At 62.6% G+C, this 14609-nt stretch carries 12 protein-coding genes; 8 read left to right on the top strand and 4 right to left on the bottom strand.

Annotated features, from left to right (window positions below):
• Positions 1-117: 117 nt before the first annotated feature.
• Positions 118-1218: a PA0069 family radical SAM protein gene (locus PXH66_RS21255; RefSeq protein WP_330931850.1), complete on the top strand. Its 1101-nt coding sequence runs from the start codon at positions 118-120 to the stop codon at positions 1216-1218.
• A gap of 63 nt (positions 1219-1281) precedes the next feature.
• Positions 1282-2001 (top strand): SOS response-associated peptidase, encoded by a 720-nt coding sequence (locus PXH66_RS21250; RefSeq protein WP_330931851.1) that lies wholly within the window; start codon positions 1282-1284, stop codon positions 1999-2001.
• 38 nt (positions 2002-2039) lie between these two features.
• On the opposite strand, the gene PXH66_RS21245 is transcribed toward PXH66_RS21250, so the two are convergent.
• Positions 2040-2981 (bottom strand): hypothetical protein, encoded by a 942-nt coding sequence (locus PXH66_RS21245; protein ID WP_330931852.1) that lies wholly within the window; start codon positions 2979-2981, stop codon positions 2040-2042.
• Positions 2982-3132: 151 nt separating this feature from the next.
• Between PXH66_RS21245 and holA the strand changes: the two genes are divergently transcribed.
• Together holA and PXH66_RS21235 are read left to right on the top strand one after the other, a co-directional pair.
• A complete protein-coding gene (holA, locus tag PXH66_RS21240) occupies positions 3133-4224 on the top strand; it encodes a DNA polymerase III subunit delta (RefSeq protein WP_330931853.1) in 1092 nt (363 codons plus the stop codon).
• A 182-nt stretch (positions 4225-4406) separates the two neighbouring features.
• A complete protein-coding gene (locus PXH66_RS21235; RefSeq protein ID WP_330931854.1) occupies positions 4407-4979 on the top strand; it encodes a hypothetical protein in 573 nt (190 codons plus the stop codon).
• A 117-nt stretch (positions 4980-5096) separates the two neighbouring features.
• Here PXH66_RS21235 and PXH66_RS21230 read toward each other — a convergent pair whose 3' ends face one another.
• Positions 5097-5786: a response regulator gene (locus PXH66_RS21230; protein WP_330931855.1), complete on the bottom strand. Its 690-nt coding sequence runs from the start codon at positions 5784-5786 to the stop codon at positions 5097-5099.
• A 194-nt stretch (positions 5787-5980) separates the two neighbouring features.
• Here PXH66_RS21230 and PXH66_RS21225 point away from each other — a divergent pair, with 194 nt between their 5' ends.
• On the top strand, positions 5981-7255 hold the full coding sequence (locus PXH66_RS21225; RefSeq protein ID WP_330931856.1) for a neutral/alkaline non-lysosomal ceramidase N-terminal domain-containing protein: 1275 nt from the start codon (positions 5981-5983) through the stop codon (positions 7253-7255).
• A 29-nt stretch (positions 7256-7284) separates the two neighbouring features.
• Here PXH66_RS21225 and PXH66_RS21220 read toward each other — a convergent pair whose 3' ends face one another.
• Complete coding sequence (locus tag PXH66_RS21220; protein ID WP_330931857.1) at positions 7285-9183, bottom strand: hypothetical protein; 1899 nt, start codon at positions 9181-9183, stop codon at positions 7285-7287.
• A gap of 181 nt (positions 9184-9364) precedes the next feature.
• Between PXH66_RS21220 and purB the strand changes: the two genes are divergently transcribed.
• Positions 9365-10825, top strand: a complete 1461-nt coding sequence (gene purB / locus PXH66_RS21215; RefSeq protein WP_330931858.1) for an adenylosuccinate lyase — start codon at positions 9365-9367, stop codon at positions 10823-10825.
• Here purB and PXH66_RS21210 read toward each other — a convergent pair.
• On the bottom strand, positions 10803-11024 hold the full coding sequence (locus tag PXH66_RS21210) for a hypothetical protein (RefSeq protein WP_330931859.1): 222 nt from the start codon (positions 11022-11024) through the stop codon (positions 10803-10805). The two genes, purB and PXH66_RS21210, sit on opposite strands and share 23 nt — an antisense overlap.
• A 342-nt stretch (positions 11025-11366) precedes the next feature.
• Here PXH66_RS21210 and PXH66_RS21205 point away from each other — a divergent pair, with 342 nt between their 5' ends.
• Positions 11367-13193, top strand: coding sequence for a tetratricopeptide repeat protein (locus tag PXH66_RS21205; RefSeq protein ID WP_330931860.1), 1827 nt, complete (start codon positions 11367-11369; stop codon positions 13191-13193).
• A 147-nt stretch (positions 13194-13340) separates the two neighbouring features.
• Complete coding sequence (locus tag PXH66_RS21200; protein WP_330931861.1) at positions 13341-14600, top strand: 6-phosphofructokinase; 1260 nt, start codon at positions 13341-13343, stop codon at positions 14598-14600.
• The last annotated feature ends 9 nt before the right edge of the window (positions 14601-14609 follow it).

The following is a 14609-nucleotide window of genomic DNA, read 5'->3' as shown; positions in this document are numbered from 1 at the left end:
TGCACTTCGTCCCCCGCCCGCCCATCGGCTCGTTCACTCCACGCCTCCGTTGGGCGATTTGTCGATTTTCCGGCGGCCCGCCTTTGCCTCGATCCGCCCACTCGTCATACTGCCATCGTGCCTCCGTCATCCGATCCGTCCCCCGACCCACTCCGCCGTCATGTCGGACGCGGACGCGGCAGCACGATCAACCCGGCCAACCGTTTCGTGCCGGTGAAACTGGCAGTCGATCCCGATGCCTGGTCCGACAACGAGGACCCGGCTGAGTTGCCCGCGCCAACCACCCAATTCTTCGACGACGACTCCGCCAGCATTCTTTCCCGCAACGACAGCCCCGACGTGCCGTTCACCTTTGGCGTAAACCCTTACCGCGGTTGCGAACACGGTTGCGCCTACTGTTACGCCCGGGCCTACCATGACTACCTGGGCTGGAGCAGCGGACTGGATTTTGAGACCAAAATCCTCGTAAAGCGCCGGGCCCCCGAACTGCTGCGCGCCGAACTCAGCAAGCCGACCTGGCAACCCACCGCGATCGCATTCAGCGGGGCCACCGATTGCTACCAGCCCTGCGAACGCCGCTTTCAACTCACGCGCCAATGCCTCGAAGTCGCGCTCGAACTGCGCAATCCCGTGGGCATCGTGACCAAGAACCGGCTGGTCACCCGCGATCTCGATCTGTTGCGCGACTTTGCCCGCTGGGAAGGCGTCAACGTGCTCATCACCCTTACCAGCCTCGATCCTGATCTTGCCCGCAAACTCGAACCCCGCGCGGCAAGCCCGACGACGCGCCTCGACACCATGCGTCAACTCGCCGACGCCGGCATTCCCGTCGGCGTGATGATCGCACCGATTATCCCCGGCCTCACCGACCACGAGATTCCGTCGTTGCTGCAAGCGGCGGCGGATGCCGGGGCCACCGCCGCCAACCGCATCGTATTGCGCCTGCCCCACACCGTGAAAGACCTCTTTACCGATTGGCTCGACACGCACGCCCCCACCAAAAAAGCACGCGTGCTGTCACGCGTTCGCGAACTGCGGGGCGGCGAACTCAACGTCTCACAGTGGCGCACCCGCATGCGCGGCGAAGGCCCGCACGCCGACAACCTGCACCGCCTTTTCGAAGTCGCCCGCCGCCGGGCCGGACTCGTCCCCTCCCTGCCCGAGCCCAACGTGTCGGCCTTCCGTCGCCCCGGCGGCACGCAGCTCGACTTGCTGTGAACAGGACTCGGTTCCGCGGCTTGATCCGCAGGTCCCGTCACTCGATACTCCGCGCCAGCGCCTATGTGTTCCCGCTTCACCCTCAACCTCGGCGACGCCATCAATCTGAGCAAGCGGCTCGGGATTCCGCTGGCAGCGACCGGCGAGACCGTCGATCGCTTCAACATCGCGCCGGCCACCAGCGTCACTGCGTTTCGGCATCAGCCCGATCGAGGCGCGATCGAAGCGGCCTCGCTGCATTGGGGACTCGTCCCGAGTTGGACGCACGAAGACCGCTCCTCCTCCGGACCCTTGATCAACGCCCGCAGTGAAACCGTGCCCGACAAACCGTCCTTTCGCGGCCCGTGGCGTCAGCGGCAACGCTGCGCGATCCCGGCATCCGGTTTCTATGAATGGGAAAAGGTCGGCCGCGCCCGCCTGCCGTGGTTGTTCGCCATGAGCGACCGCCAACCCTTCGCCTTCGCCGGGCTGTGGGACCGGTGGCAAGACCCGGTCGACGATACCGTGATCGAAAGCTGCACCGTGCTCACCACCACGCCCAACTCCCTGCTGGCGCGCATTCACGACCGCATGCCCGTCCTCCTCGACGAAACCTCCGCCCCGATCTGGCTGGACCCGCAACGGGCACCCGCCGACGCGGCGGCTTTGATGCGCCCGTTCGATGCCGACCGCATGACCGCCGTCGCCCTCGATCCCTACGTGAACTCCACCGCGCACGACGACCCCGCCTGCCTCACGCCACGCGGCGAAACCCCCGGCAGTCAATTCGATCTCGGTCTGTAATCCACCACCAGAGCGCGTTTTAAAATCCCCTGAGCCGCTCAGTTGCGGCGGATCATTTTTTTCAAATCGAAGTTGCCGCGAAACTTCACCGACAGGCCCCACTCCGGCCCGTCAGGTCCGTAGATGAATTTCGCCGCCACGCCCATGCGCCAGTCGCCCCGCGAGTGAAAGGTAAACCGGTCCGGGATGCGAAAAATCACGCCCGGTCGCAGTTGGATGCGATGCTGACTGTCGAAGTCGCCGATCAACGCGGTCGTCGCATAGGTGGCTTCAAAGGTGTAAACCCGCGTCCCCTGCTGCCACACCAGCCCGCCCACGAACGTATTCGCGTGGTCTCCAAATTCGTTTTCATCCCGCGAACCGACCACCGAGGATTCCCGCAACAAGTCGAGTCCGGTGCCCCAAAACATCTCGGCTCCCGGCCAACCCGCAATTTCGCGGGCAAAGGTGAGGCTGGGAACGACATGGGCGAACCCGTCCGTGAGCTCGACCGGCGGATGGTCGAGCGGATGGGTGTATTTGAGCCGCACGCCCATGTCCCACCCCGGCACCATGGTCCAGTCGCTGCGATACTTGGTCGCCACCTCCAGTTGGGAAAACCCCATTTCGGAAAACGCCGCCACTCCGTCGAGTCCGTGCGACACATACCCCTCCACCGCCGCCGCCACGTCCCAGTTGTCCGTCAAACCATAACGCAGCCCGATCGGCGCACGCAGATAGCGCTTACGGTGAAAATCGCCAAAATGCGGATGCAGCACCAGTCGGAGCGCGTTTTTGCGCGTCGTGCGCGGCAACACCCCTTCGAAGACGCCCCGGATCTCGATATCCTGATCCTCCGTCATGACATCGGACCTGGCCCGGGCCAGGGAGGAATCACCCTCGTCCGCCGCCACCGTCCTCCCCACGCCCCAAGTCACCGCGAACAATACCAACCGAATCCACCAACCGGACGAGTGAGGAGGTAAAGGGCGAGTTTTCATCAAGGAGCCCCGCCATCTTAACCGATGCACATGGCAGTCCCGTTACGCCATTATGATAAGACTGTAATGTTGGCGCCGGGGTCTTCCCCGCCGCTTTTGCACACTGCCCGCTTGCCACCGCGCCCCCGGCGGCCTGACGTTTTCCCACGCCATGGCCGACCCGAAACCGTTTATCTTTGTCTGCGGTCCCGACGACTTTCTCGTCGGTCGCCTGGGTCGCGAACGCTACGATGCCCTCGCCCGGGAAATCGATGACGAGTTCTCCCGCGAGACCATCAGCGGCTTTGCCAACAACGTCGCCGAGGTCGAAACCGCCGTGAACCAGTTTCGCGAGGCCCTGCAGACCATCTCCATGTTCGGCGGACGCCGATTGGTGTGGTTGAAGGACGTCAATTTCCTCGCCGATACCGTGACGAGCCGCGCCGAGAGCACGCTCAAACAAGTTGAAGCGTTGCAGGAGCTACTCACCAACAACGACCCCGCCAACGTCGCCGTTCTCATCACCGCCGCACCGATCGACCGGCGACGCTCGTTCCCCAAGTGGGCCGAAAAGAACGGTGATTTCACCCTCGTGGGAGGCGACGGCGATGCTTCCGCGCTCGCCGGGGTTATCGTCGAGGAATGCAAAACCCTCGGCGTGACCATCGAACCAGGCGCGATCGAACTGTTGCTCGCCAAGGTCGGCGCCAACACGCGCCTGCTCATCGAGGAGGTGCGCAAACTCTCCACCTCGATCGACGAAGGCGCCGCCATCGGCGAAGACGCCGTCGCCGAACTCACGCCCAATGTCGCCGAGGGGGATTTCTTCGAGGCCGCCGAGGCGTTTTTCAGCGGCGACATCACCTGGACGCTGACCGCGCTCAAACGCCATTTCTTCAACGGCGGCGACTCCCGCCCCATTCTCAGCGCGCTGCAGAACCGCAACCGCATCCTCATCCAAGTGCGCGCGTTGGTCGATGCCGGGGATGCCCGTCTCGGCGGTCGCGGTCTCGACGGACTCAAGCAGGCCGCCGGCAAATACGCCGACCATTTCGTCGGAGCCACCGCCAAGAGCGGCTACAATGTATTCACGCAAAACGCTTGGTATGTCGGCAAACTCGCCAGCGGCGGCAAGCTGCCCACGACCCGTCGGCTGATCGACAATCAGCAGGAATTTCTCAACGCGTTTGAGGAAATCATTCGCCGCCCCAACGAGCAGGAAGACGTCCTTCGCGACATGGCGGTCCGGTGCCTGGCGGCCTGAGCAGATCGCGTCGCCACCCTCAGTTCTCCCGAGGGACATCGTCCGTTACTCAGTTCGTATCTGGGTAGTAACCCGAACCGGCTTGGGGTCCGACCCTGCCTCGATTTGAAAGCTACCCTCCCGCCCGTTTTGATGCATGCAGCCGATAACTTTTCCATCCCGAAATCGGCATTCTTGGTGGCATGCAAAAGCCCGCCAATTCTTCCCTTCTTTCCCTCGCCACCCTCCAACTCAACCGACTCCGCGTGATCGGCATCCTGGCCGCCGCCGGCTGGTTGAGCTTGATGACCGGCTGCACGACCGTCGCCCCCACCAACAGCGCCGCTCACTCCATCACCGGTCGGGTGATCAGCCCGACCGAGATCAAGAGTCTGCATAAAAAAACGGTGCTCGGGGACAACAGCTACGCCGAGGTCAACAGCGCCTGGCTCGCTCAGTTCAACGCCGACTTCAAGTCCGAGCTGCACCGCCTGGGTATCACCAAATGGGACGACCGATTCGACTGCAATCGCTTCACCGATCTCTACCGCTCCCTCGCCCAGGCGCACTACTTTCGCGTCAGTTTCCACCGCGCCATCCCGGCGGAAGCACTCGCTCTCGGTCCGATCTGGTATGTGCGTGAATCCAGCGGTCGCAGCCACGCCATCATCCAGGCCCTGACCGAACGCGGTCGTGTCTTCATCGAACCGCAGACCGGCAAGGAACTCGTCCTCTCCCCCCGCGAACTGCGCAGCACCTTTTTCGCCGCGATGTAATCCCCGCGGCCAGGCTGAGCATGTAACCCCCCGTCCGGTTTTACCGGGCGGGGGTTTTCGTTTTTAACGGTCGCGCGGTTCGGGCCGAATCGTGGCGGCGGGCCCCGCCACATCTGCTCAGGGTCGGGCGAGAAGATCCACCGCCGGCAGCTGACGCGCCCCGATGTTGGCCGCAAACAACGCCTCCCCCGCGCGATCCTTTACCCCGGCCTTGCCGCGGACCCGCGCCATGACCTTGTAGACCCCCGACGGACACAGACCCATTTCCTGCGCGACCGCTTTGGCCGAGCGACCCGCCCCCAGCAGCCGGAGGATTTTGATCTCTTCCAAATCGAGCGTCGGACGGTCGCCTGCCATGCAAACGATCTCGCGCAACGTATCCGCAATCGAAGGACTGACGTGGACTTCACCGGCCCGCACTTTTCGCAGAGCTTCGTCGAGTTCGCTCAAGGAAATTCCTTTCTCCAAAAAGGCGTTCACCCCGGCAAACAAGGCATGACGCACCGCTTCGTGATTGCTGAGTCCGCTGAACACCAGGATGCGGGGACTCACCCCGCGCCGCTCAAGCTCCTGGATGATTTCCAAGCCGCCCATGGTGGGCAGCATCAAATCCAACAACACGTAATCGGGACGCAATTCGCAGATCAGCTCCAACGCCTCCCCGCCGTCTCCCGTGACGCCCATGCTGGTAAAATCAGGCAACCCATCCAGATGCTGACTGAGCAACTCAGCCAGCGCGAGGTGGTCATCGACCACCAACACTTTCGCCGACGAGGCGACATTTGCTTCTGCGGGATTCCGGTTCATGGGGCCCCATCCTATGGAAAACCGGCGAAGCCGCCTATCGATTCTGCTACCCATTCGATCTGGGTAAGATCCCGGCGATGGCGTCCACTCCACCGACGCGGCGGGCGGTGATTCCCGACCAAGCCTGATCCCACAGTGAACGGTGCCGCGCTTCCGTATTTCCATTCCGCCGCGAAGCACCTTTGCTTCCGGACATGAAGTGCCCCGCTTTCGCCCTCCCCCTCGTCGCCTGCCTCCTCGCTGCGTTGCCGCTCGCGGCCCAGCCTCCCTCCCTCCAGGTCGGCGTGGGGTTTGCCGACATCACCCCGACAGCGGGAGTGCATCGCATGCGCGCCATGGGCGGAAACGTTGGTGTGGTGGAGAAAATTCACGACCCGCTTTTCGCCAATGTCGTCGTCTTCGAACAAGGCGAGCAACGGGTCGCGCTGGTGTCGCTCGATCTCATCGGCATCAGCAATGAAGTCTGGGATACGATCCGCGCCGACATCGAGCGCACCACCGGTATTACTCAAGTATTGTGCGCCGTGACTCACACGCATGGCTCCGGCTTTCCGACGGACGAGGTCAACGCTTACATTGTCGAACGCACGCGCACGGCCGTCGCCAACGCCGTGGCCAACCTCGCCCCCGCCCGCATCGGCCACGGTCGCGGCGAAATCAACGAGGGTTACAACCGCCGCATCCTGCAGCCCGACGGCACCGTCGAAATGATGTGGAACAACAAAGACCATGTGCCCACCACGCCGGTCGACGACGAGTTGGGCGTGCTCTCGATCCGCCGCGTCAGCGACAACGCCACCATTGCCACGTTGGTCAACTACGCCGTGCACCCGGTCATCAGCATGAATTTCGGCGAACTCATCGTCTCGGCCGACTGGCCCGGCGCGATGGCGCGCAAAGTCGAAGCGGCCGTCGGCGGGCGTTGCATCTTCATCCTCGGTGCCGCCGGTGACATCAACCCCTACGAGGCCGACATGTTTCGCTACGCCACGCCGGAGGAAACCTTCGCCACCATCGAACAAGTTGCGAGCCGCGTCGCCGCGGAGGTCGTGACCACGGTGGAGGCAATCGACGATTTTCGCACCGGCACGCCCTTGTCGTTCGAACGCACCACGGTGCCCATGGCTCTGCGCGCCGAGGGACTGCATGCGCCCAGGAACCACGACGTCGAACTCAGCTCCTTTCTCATCGATAACCGCTTCGCGATCGTGACGATTCCCGGCGAAATTTTTGTCGAGCTGGGTCTCGACCTCAAACACCGCAGTCCCGCGGACGCCACCTGGATCATGGCCAACGCCTACGATTCGTCGGGCTACATTCCCACCATGCAGGCCGCCTGCGAGGGCGGTTATGGTGCCGCCTGGGGCACACGGCTCGAATTCGGCGCCGGCGAGCGGCTGATCCATCAGGCGCTCGTCAATCTCCAGTATCAAATGGACCGGGTCGTCCCGCTGCGCACCGGCCCATAACGGTGCCACCGACAGATCTCGTCCTACGTTTACGGGGACTTCAGCAACGCCCTTAGTGACGCCTGCTCTTCGTCGGTGAGTTGGCGATCACCCAAAGTGATGGCAACATCGCGCAACGTTGCGGAAACCTGAACCCCCCTCATCCTGCCGATGTAGTAACACAACTCGCCGTGTGGGTCGGATTCGATCAACCGAATCACGACTGCCGCGTAAAGGTCCCCCAACGCCCAATCCGATTTCACCACGTCCTGCGCCACCTCGGCGGTGGCGGTTTCAAACCACTCCACCGACGGTCTATAAATTCCCGCCGCGATCGCCCCCTCTGCCACGGTTTTACACGCCAATTCCGGATTGAATCCGAACCGACTGTCCGTCAACGGCGTCGCTTTTATCAGTTTAAGCCCTCGATCAAACTCACCTTTTCGACCGATTTCGAACAACAGAGCGCGGAACATATCGGTCTTCCGGGAGCCACTTTGGGTCGTGTCCCCCGGCAGGATTTCCCCCATCGCAATCGCATCCTCGATCAGGCCGGCTCGCGCGGCGGCGACGGCCAGATAACCGGTCAGAAATTGCTCCCCATCCCGGTCCGTTTCCGACCGGCCAACCAACGACATCGCCCGGACAAAATCCCCCGCGCGCACGAAATATTCGATGCCGTAGGAAAGCACGGCGTCGCGGAAAAACTCGTTCCACGGTCGCCGCAACAGGATATCGAACTGGGCCGGGAACTGAGCATTGTTTTCCAAAACGCAAAATATCCCAAATTCCTGGGTGCGCGGCACAAAAGGATTCAACCCGTAATCGAGCTCGTTGATATCGCGGTCGGCCCGGTCCGCGCACACTTGGAATGCCCGCCGCCAACGCTGCGCCTCCGCCTCATTTCCACGTTCCTCCAGCGCCAGGACTTTAAGACTGATCTCGTGGTGCAGGGCACCGAACGCCGCTCCCGATGCCGCCAGGTTGCTCCGCTCTCCCCACGGCAGCTGCGTCAGGATATCGGGGTCGCACGAACGCACCGCCTCACCGATCAGGAGTTTCGCGATGAATCGGGTCCAATCCCATCGCTGGCGCTCCGACATCTCGATGTCCGGGTTCGCGTCCTCGGGCCATCGAAACGTCCACAGGCGCTCGATGGACTCTCGCAACAGGGTTTCCATCTCGTCGGCGTGACCCAGCGCTCCCCAGTGCTTCGCGAGATCCGCTCGCTGCCGGAGGCCGCCAAAAAATGCGCGCGGATGGGTCTCAGCCTCCAGCACCCGACCGATTTCCCGCAACGTCCGGTGCGCTCGCTCGGTCTCACCGGCGGCAATCATGTATCCAATTGTTCGTGACGTCAGGTCGACCTGCCAGAAGGAATTGAAGTCATCCGCCCGCGCGATCGCCAACGCACCGTCGAAGTCCCCGATCCGGGCGTAAACATCGCAAGCCCACTCGAGCGTCGCGCCGCGCACCCAGGCATCGTCGATTTCCGTCAGCGCCTTTTTGAAACGCACCAAATCCAACGTGCTGGCCATGCCAAACGCGCCCCGGGCCGTCACCCGGGCCAACGCAAGTTGGGCGATCTGCGCCGGCTCATCGGCCGTTTCGTGCCAGCTTTTTTCGCACTCCTCGATCAGATCCATCCACCCCGCCTTCGCGAGGGCGACGAGCAAGCGCGTGCGGAGTCGGTTGCGCTCACTTTCGACGGTGACCTGCCCCAATTCCAATTGGGTCGCGTCCACTTTTGCGATCAATGCCACCAGATCAGTCTCCCGCACCATTTGGTCCACGTTGGCGTGAAGTCCCGCGGCGGCAGCCGGTTCGAGCAGCTCCCAGAAATTGCCGCTGTTGATCCCGCCGAATTCCCACGCCCAGTGAAAAAGCGAATCTTCCGGCACCCGCTCGGCCGACGCCGTCGCCGTGAACCCGACGATGGCCGCAGCCACCCAGAGGGGGAAAAGGCGGTTTCGCGCATGAATCCTCATGCGGCCTCAACCTAGCCGTGAGGGCAGGTCATCCAACCCAAAACACCCCGGCCACGTGGATTAATGTCCTTCACTGCCCGGGAGTCGCCATTTTTGCCATTGGCAGCCGGACCGTGGAAACGCCACGCTCGCCGGTCCTGCCATGCCGAAGAAGTCCGCCCAACCCGCTCCCGCGACCCGTATCGCACCTGCCATCACCAACGTTCTCGCCGAGCGTTACGCCTCCCCGGCGATCAAAGCCATCTGGTCGCCCACGGGCCGCGTCGAAATCGAACGCGACTACTGGATCGCCATCATGAAGGCCCAGCGTTCGCTCGGCATCGCCATTCCCGCCGCCGCGATCTCCGATTACGAAAAGGTGAAGGACCAGATCGATCTCGCATCGATCGATGCCCGCGAGCGCGTCACGTTGCACGACGTCAAAGCCCGCATCGAAGAGTTCAACGGCCTCGCCGGTCGCGAATCGATTCACCTCGGCCTCACCTCCCGCGACCTCACCGAAAACGTGGAGCAATTGCAGATCCTGCGCTCGCTCACCGTCGTGCGTCAAAAGACCGTCGCCGCGTTGCTCGGCTACGCCAAACGCGCCAAGCAATACCGCAACATCCTGCTGACCGGCCGCACCCACAACGTGCCCGCCCAACCGACCACGCTCGGCAAACGCATTGCCATGTTTGGCGAGGAACTGCTCGCCGCGTTCACCCGCTTCGACGAGCTCTCCGCCCGTTACCCGGCCCGTGGCCTCAAGGGCGCGGTCGGCACCCAGCTCGACCAATTTACGCTCCTCGGCGGCGACGCTAAAAAAGTCGCCCGCCTCGAACAAAGCGTGCTCAAGCACCTCGGCTTTAAATCCGCCCTCGGTGCCGTCGGTCAGGTTTACCCGCGCACCCTCGATTTCGAGGTCGTCTCCGCGCTTCACCAAATCGGGGCCGCCGCGGCGAGCTTTGCCACCACCCTGCGTCTCATGGCCGGTCAAGGCCTGCTCACCGAGGGTTTCCAAAAAGGTCAGGTCGGCTCCTCCGCCATGCCGCACAAGATGAACGCCCGCAACTGCGAGCGCATTTGCGGCTTCTCGGCCATCCTTTCCGGCCACGTCGCCATGACCAGCGCGCTCGCCGGTCACCAGTGGAACGAGGGCGATGTGTCCTGCTCGGTCGTGCGCCGCGTGGCGCTGCCCGATGCGTTTTACGCCATCGATGGTTTGTTGGAAACCCTCCTCAATGTGCTCAACCAGTTGACCGTCTTCCCCAAGGTCATCGCCGCCGAGTCCGCCCGCAATCTGCCCTTCCTCGCCACGACCACCATCATGATGGCCGCCGTTAAAAAAGGTGCCGGTCGCGAAACCGCCCACGCCGCCATCAAAGAACACGCTCTGGCCTCCGCCGCCGCCATCCGCGAAGGCCGCGAGCCCGGCATGGTCGAGCGGCTCGCCGCCGACGACCGCCTCGGTCTCGATGCGAGCGCGATTCATGCGATCCTGGCCGACACCGGCAGTTTTGTCGGGGCCGCCCCGGCCCAGGTCGACACGTTTGTCGACACCGCTCGCGCGACCGCGCGCAAGGTCAAGGGCGCCTCGAGTCTCAAACCCGGCCGCCTGTTGTAGGTCGCAGCAGCCCGAATGGGCGCGCCGCGGCAGACCGCACTTTCGGCCGCCGGGCGGCCGTGACCCGAGCGCCTCGCAACGGTTGCGGCAGCAACGGTCTTCCCGCCTCGTCGCAAACCGGAGCGCGGACGACCTCGTAGACAAAAACGGCGAGGGAAAGCAGATAAAGTAGGGCGATGAACAGGAGAGCGTGAGACATGGTGCGCGTGAATTGAGGGTGAGTGGTCGGCCAGCAAACGGTGACTCCATCCGTTGACCTTTAAGTGCATCCCCATCGTAACGCGCCCGGGGGGGCATCGCCTACCCGTGCTGATATTCAGCGACGTCTGGGTAAAAACCCGCGGCTCCCGCGACCGCCACCGACCGCGCTCCCTGCGATGTCACCTCGTATTTCCAAAACACACCCCAATCGGAAGTCGCCGCTCAACGCCGACCGGGGTCCGTGGTCCCGGCCTCGCCCTTCCTGTAAACGCGCGCTCACCGAGGTCACACCACGCGCTTGAGGATTGAAGCACGTGCCGCACGCCCTAGCCTGGGAGTCATGCAAGTGCTTGACCCCGACACGTGCAGCCTCCTCCGAATCCCGGCTCTGCTGGCCAGCATGGCCATGGGATACGCGGCAACCGCAGCACCCGAGCCGCCGGTGCTATTGCCGCCGTTTGTGATCGAAGAATCAGTGACGGGCCCGTCATGGCGCTACGCTAAATTGCCCGGATTCGAAGTTCTGACACGGAGCAACGACGCAAAATCTCGAACACTGGTCCAAGCTTATTATTCAGCCTATCAGCGACTTGAGTTCCTATTGCCACCGCAGTTCATCGGACACCATGACGTGCCGACGAAACTCATCCTCTACGACGAAAACCTGTGGCCGCGCAAAACCCAGGAGGCCGTGGCCGCGATGCTGCGAGCCCTGCCCGACCACGCCCGCCCGGCGCCATCGCAGGATAAACCCAGTCCCTTTGAGACGATGCGAGAACCGCACCCATTGTTCAGTCGCGGGGTGGCGGAAACCAGCGCGGACGCCATGGCACGACAGTCGAGGCATCGGGAACCGTCCTCCTCGTCCGAGCCGTCCATGTTTTTCACGGACCTGCGACTGACCGATCTCGATGAAGTCGTCATTTTCACGCTCGTGCCGTCCGGGCATGACAATCGTTTTCTCATTTCACTGCGGTCGACCCTCGTCGCCCACCTACTGGGGAAACGCACCCCGACCCTGCCAGAATGGTTCACCACCGGATTTCTAGGCCTGTATAATCGCTGCGATTTCTCGGAGCGCACGATCACCTTGGAACGTATGGAATGGGTAGACGAGGCGACCACCGCAGAGGCAGTCGATGATCCGCAATCTCTCGCTGCCACCTTTCTACCACTGCCTAAGTTGCTCGACCCGCGCCTCACCACCGGCGCGCCCAACGACTTTGGGCAATTCCTCGCCATTCGACTGCAGATGGAACTCTTTGCGCAATGGGCTCTCGATCCCGACGCCCCATCATCGCGGCGTGAATCATTTTGGAACCTGGTCGAGCGCGCCTGTGCCGAGCCCGTCACGGAGGCCCTTTTGGAGGAGAGTTTCGGCCAAACTCTCGCCGAACTCGAACACCAGCGACGTGGCTACCTCAAGATAGCGTTGGAGAAACGTCATCGCTGGAGCATGGATCCCGTCGAGCGACTTGACCTTAAATTCTCCAAAGCACAGCCCGATCAGATCGCTCGAATTCGAGGGGACTGGGAAAGACTCGAAACCAACTATGTGCGTTCAACCCGACCGGACTTGACCGCCAGATATCTGGGAAAAGCCCGGCAAACCCTCCAACGTCACGAACGCTCCCACCGTCCGGACCCTGATCTGCTCACGGCAGCCGGTTTGACGGAATTGGAGGCCAGCCACCGCGCTAACGCGCGTCGTTTGTTGAAGAATGCGGTCACTGCTGGAGCCACTCGTCCCCGCGCCCACCTCGAGCTCGCGCAACTAATGTTTGAGGATCTCGTCTCCGCAGACGCAATCGAGCAACACTCCTTAACGGGCCCCCAAGCACGCCCGATTCTCGCACTTCTCGAATCAGCAAGTGGCTATGAACCACAAATCGAGAGAGTCTATTTGCTCATGGCTCGCACCATGGCCCAAAGAGACGAACCTCCGACCAAGACCGAATGGGAAAAACTGGGCGAAGGTCTTCGGTTATTTCCTCGGCATGCCGAATTGGCCTACCGCGTTGCGCAAATGTATCATGAAAACGGAGAGGCCTCCATGGCGAAGACCCTCGCTTCGCGTGCTCTCGCCCTGCATCCCGGAGGGATTTACAAGGAATTGCTGCGGAATTTGGTCGACGAGGTCGAACTGACGCAATCTGGCACAGATTAACAATCCGCCAAGCCGACGACCGATTCAGTCCATCCGGATGGAACGCGCCGACTTCCCCAAAATTACGTTTGCCAGTCGGTCTCCCGGCGCGCCACCTTGCCCGTTCTCATTCACGAATCCCTTTCCTGATACTTTTAGACACACACCATGGCCGAAGAACTCCTAGGTAACGTTTTGGTGGGCCAATCCGGTGGCCCCACCGCCGTCATTAATTCCAGCATCGAAGGCGTCGTCGCCGAGGCGCTGAACCACGATTGCATCGAGGAAATCTACGGCACCCTCAATGGTGTGCTGGGTATCCTCAACGAGGATTTCATCGATCTCGCCTCCGAATCGCAGCAGACCATCCGCGCCCTCCGCTCGACTCCCGGCGCCGCCCTCGGCACCTGCCGCTACAAGCTCAAGAAGCAGGAAGATTACGAGCGCGTGCTCGAAGTTTTCAAAGCGCAGAACATCCGCTACTTCTTCTACGCCGGCGGCAACGACTCGCAGGACACCGCCGACAAGATCTCCAAGCTCGCCCAGGAACAGGGCTACGAGCTGCGCGTCATCGGCATCCCCAAGACGATCGACAACGACCTGCCCGTCACCGACCACTGCCCCGGCTACGGTTCCGTGATCAAGCACGTCGCCACCACCGTGCGCCAGATGGCCTGCGACCACGAGGCCATGGGCCAGGGCGATCTCGTCTCCATTCTCGAAGTCATGGGCCGCAACGCCGGCTGGATCGCCGCCGGAGCCTCGCTCGCCAAACGTCGCGACCACCCGCACGACCCGCCCCACATCATTCTCCTCCCCGAGGTCGCCTTTTCCGCCGAAAAATTCATCGCCGACGTGCAACGCGTCCTCAAACGCGAGAAGCACTGCTTCGTCGTCGTGGGCGAGGGCCTCATCGATGCCGACGGTAACTACGTCGCCGCCGCCGAAGCCACCGACGCCTTCGGCCACGCCCAACTGGGCGGCGCCGCCGAATTCCTCCAAGGTCTCGTTGAAGCCAACATTCCCGCCGTCAAGGCCCGCACCGCCAAACTCGGCATCGCCCAACGCGCCGCGGTCACCAACGGTTCCAAGACCGACGCCGACGAGGCCTTCCTCGCGGGTCAAGCCGCCGTGCTCGCCGCCATCAACGGCGAGACCGACAAGATGGTCACGTTGCTCCGCGGCGAAGCCGACCACTACACGGTCGAAACCGGTCTGGCGCCTTTGGCCGACATCGCCAACGGCGTGAAGAAGCTTCCCAAGGAGTGGATCAACGAGGATGGCATTTCCATGAACTACCAGTTCGTGCGCTTCGCCACCCCGCTCATCCAAGGTGAAACCGCCGTCCCGCACGAGAACGGCCTGCCCGTCTTCGCCAAGCTCGACAAGGTTCGCGTCCAACGGCAGCTCGAATCCTACGAGCTCTAAGCGAGGCTT

It is taken from the genome of Synoicihabitans lomoniglobus (genome assembly GCF_029023725.1).
Lineage (GTDB): Bacteria > Verrucomicrobiota > Verrucomicrobiia > Opitutales > Opitutaceae > Actomonas > Actomonas lomonigloba.
The sequence above is the reverse complement of the archived record's forward strand: the minus strand, read 5'-3'. Positions and strand labels throughout refer to the sequence as shown.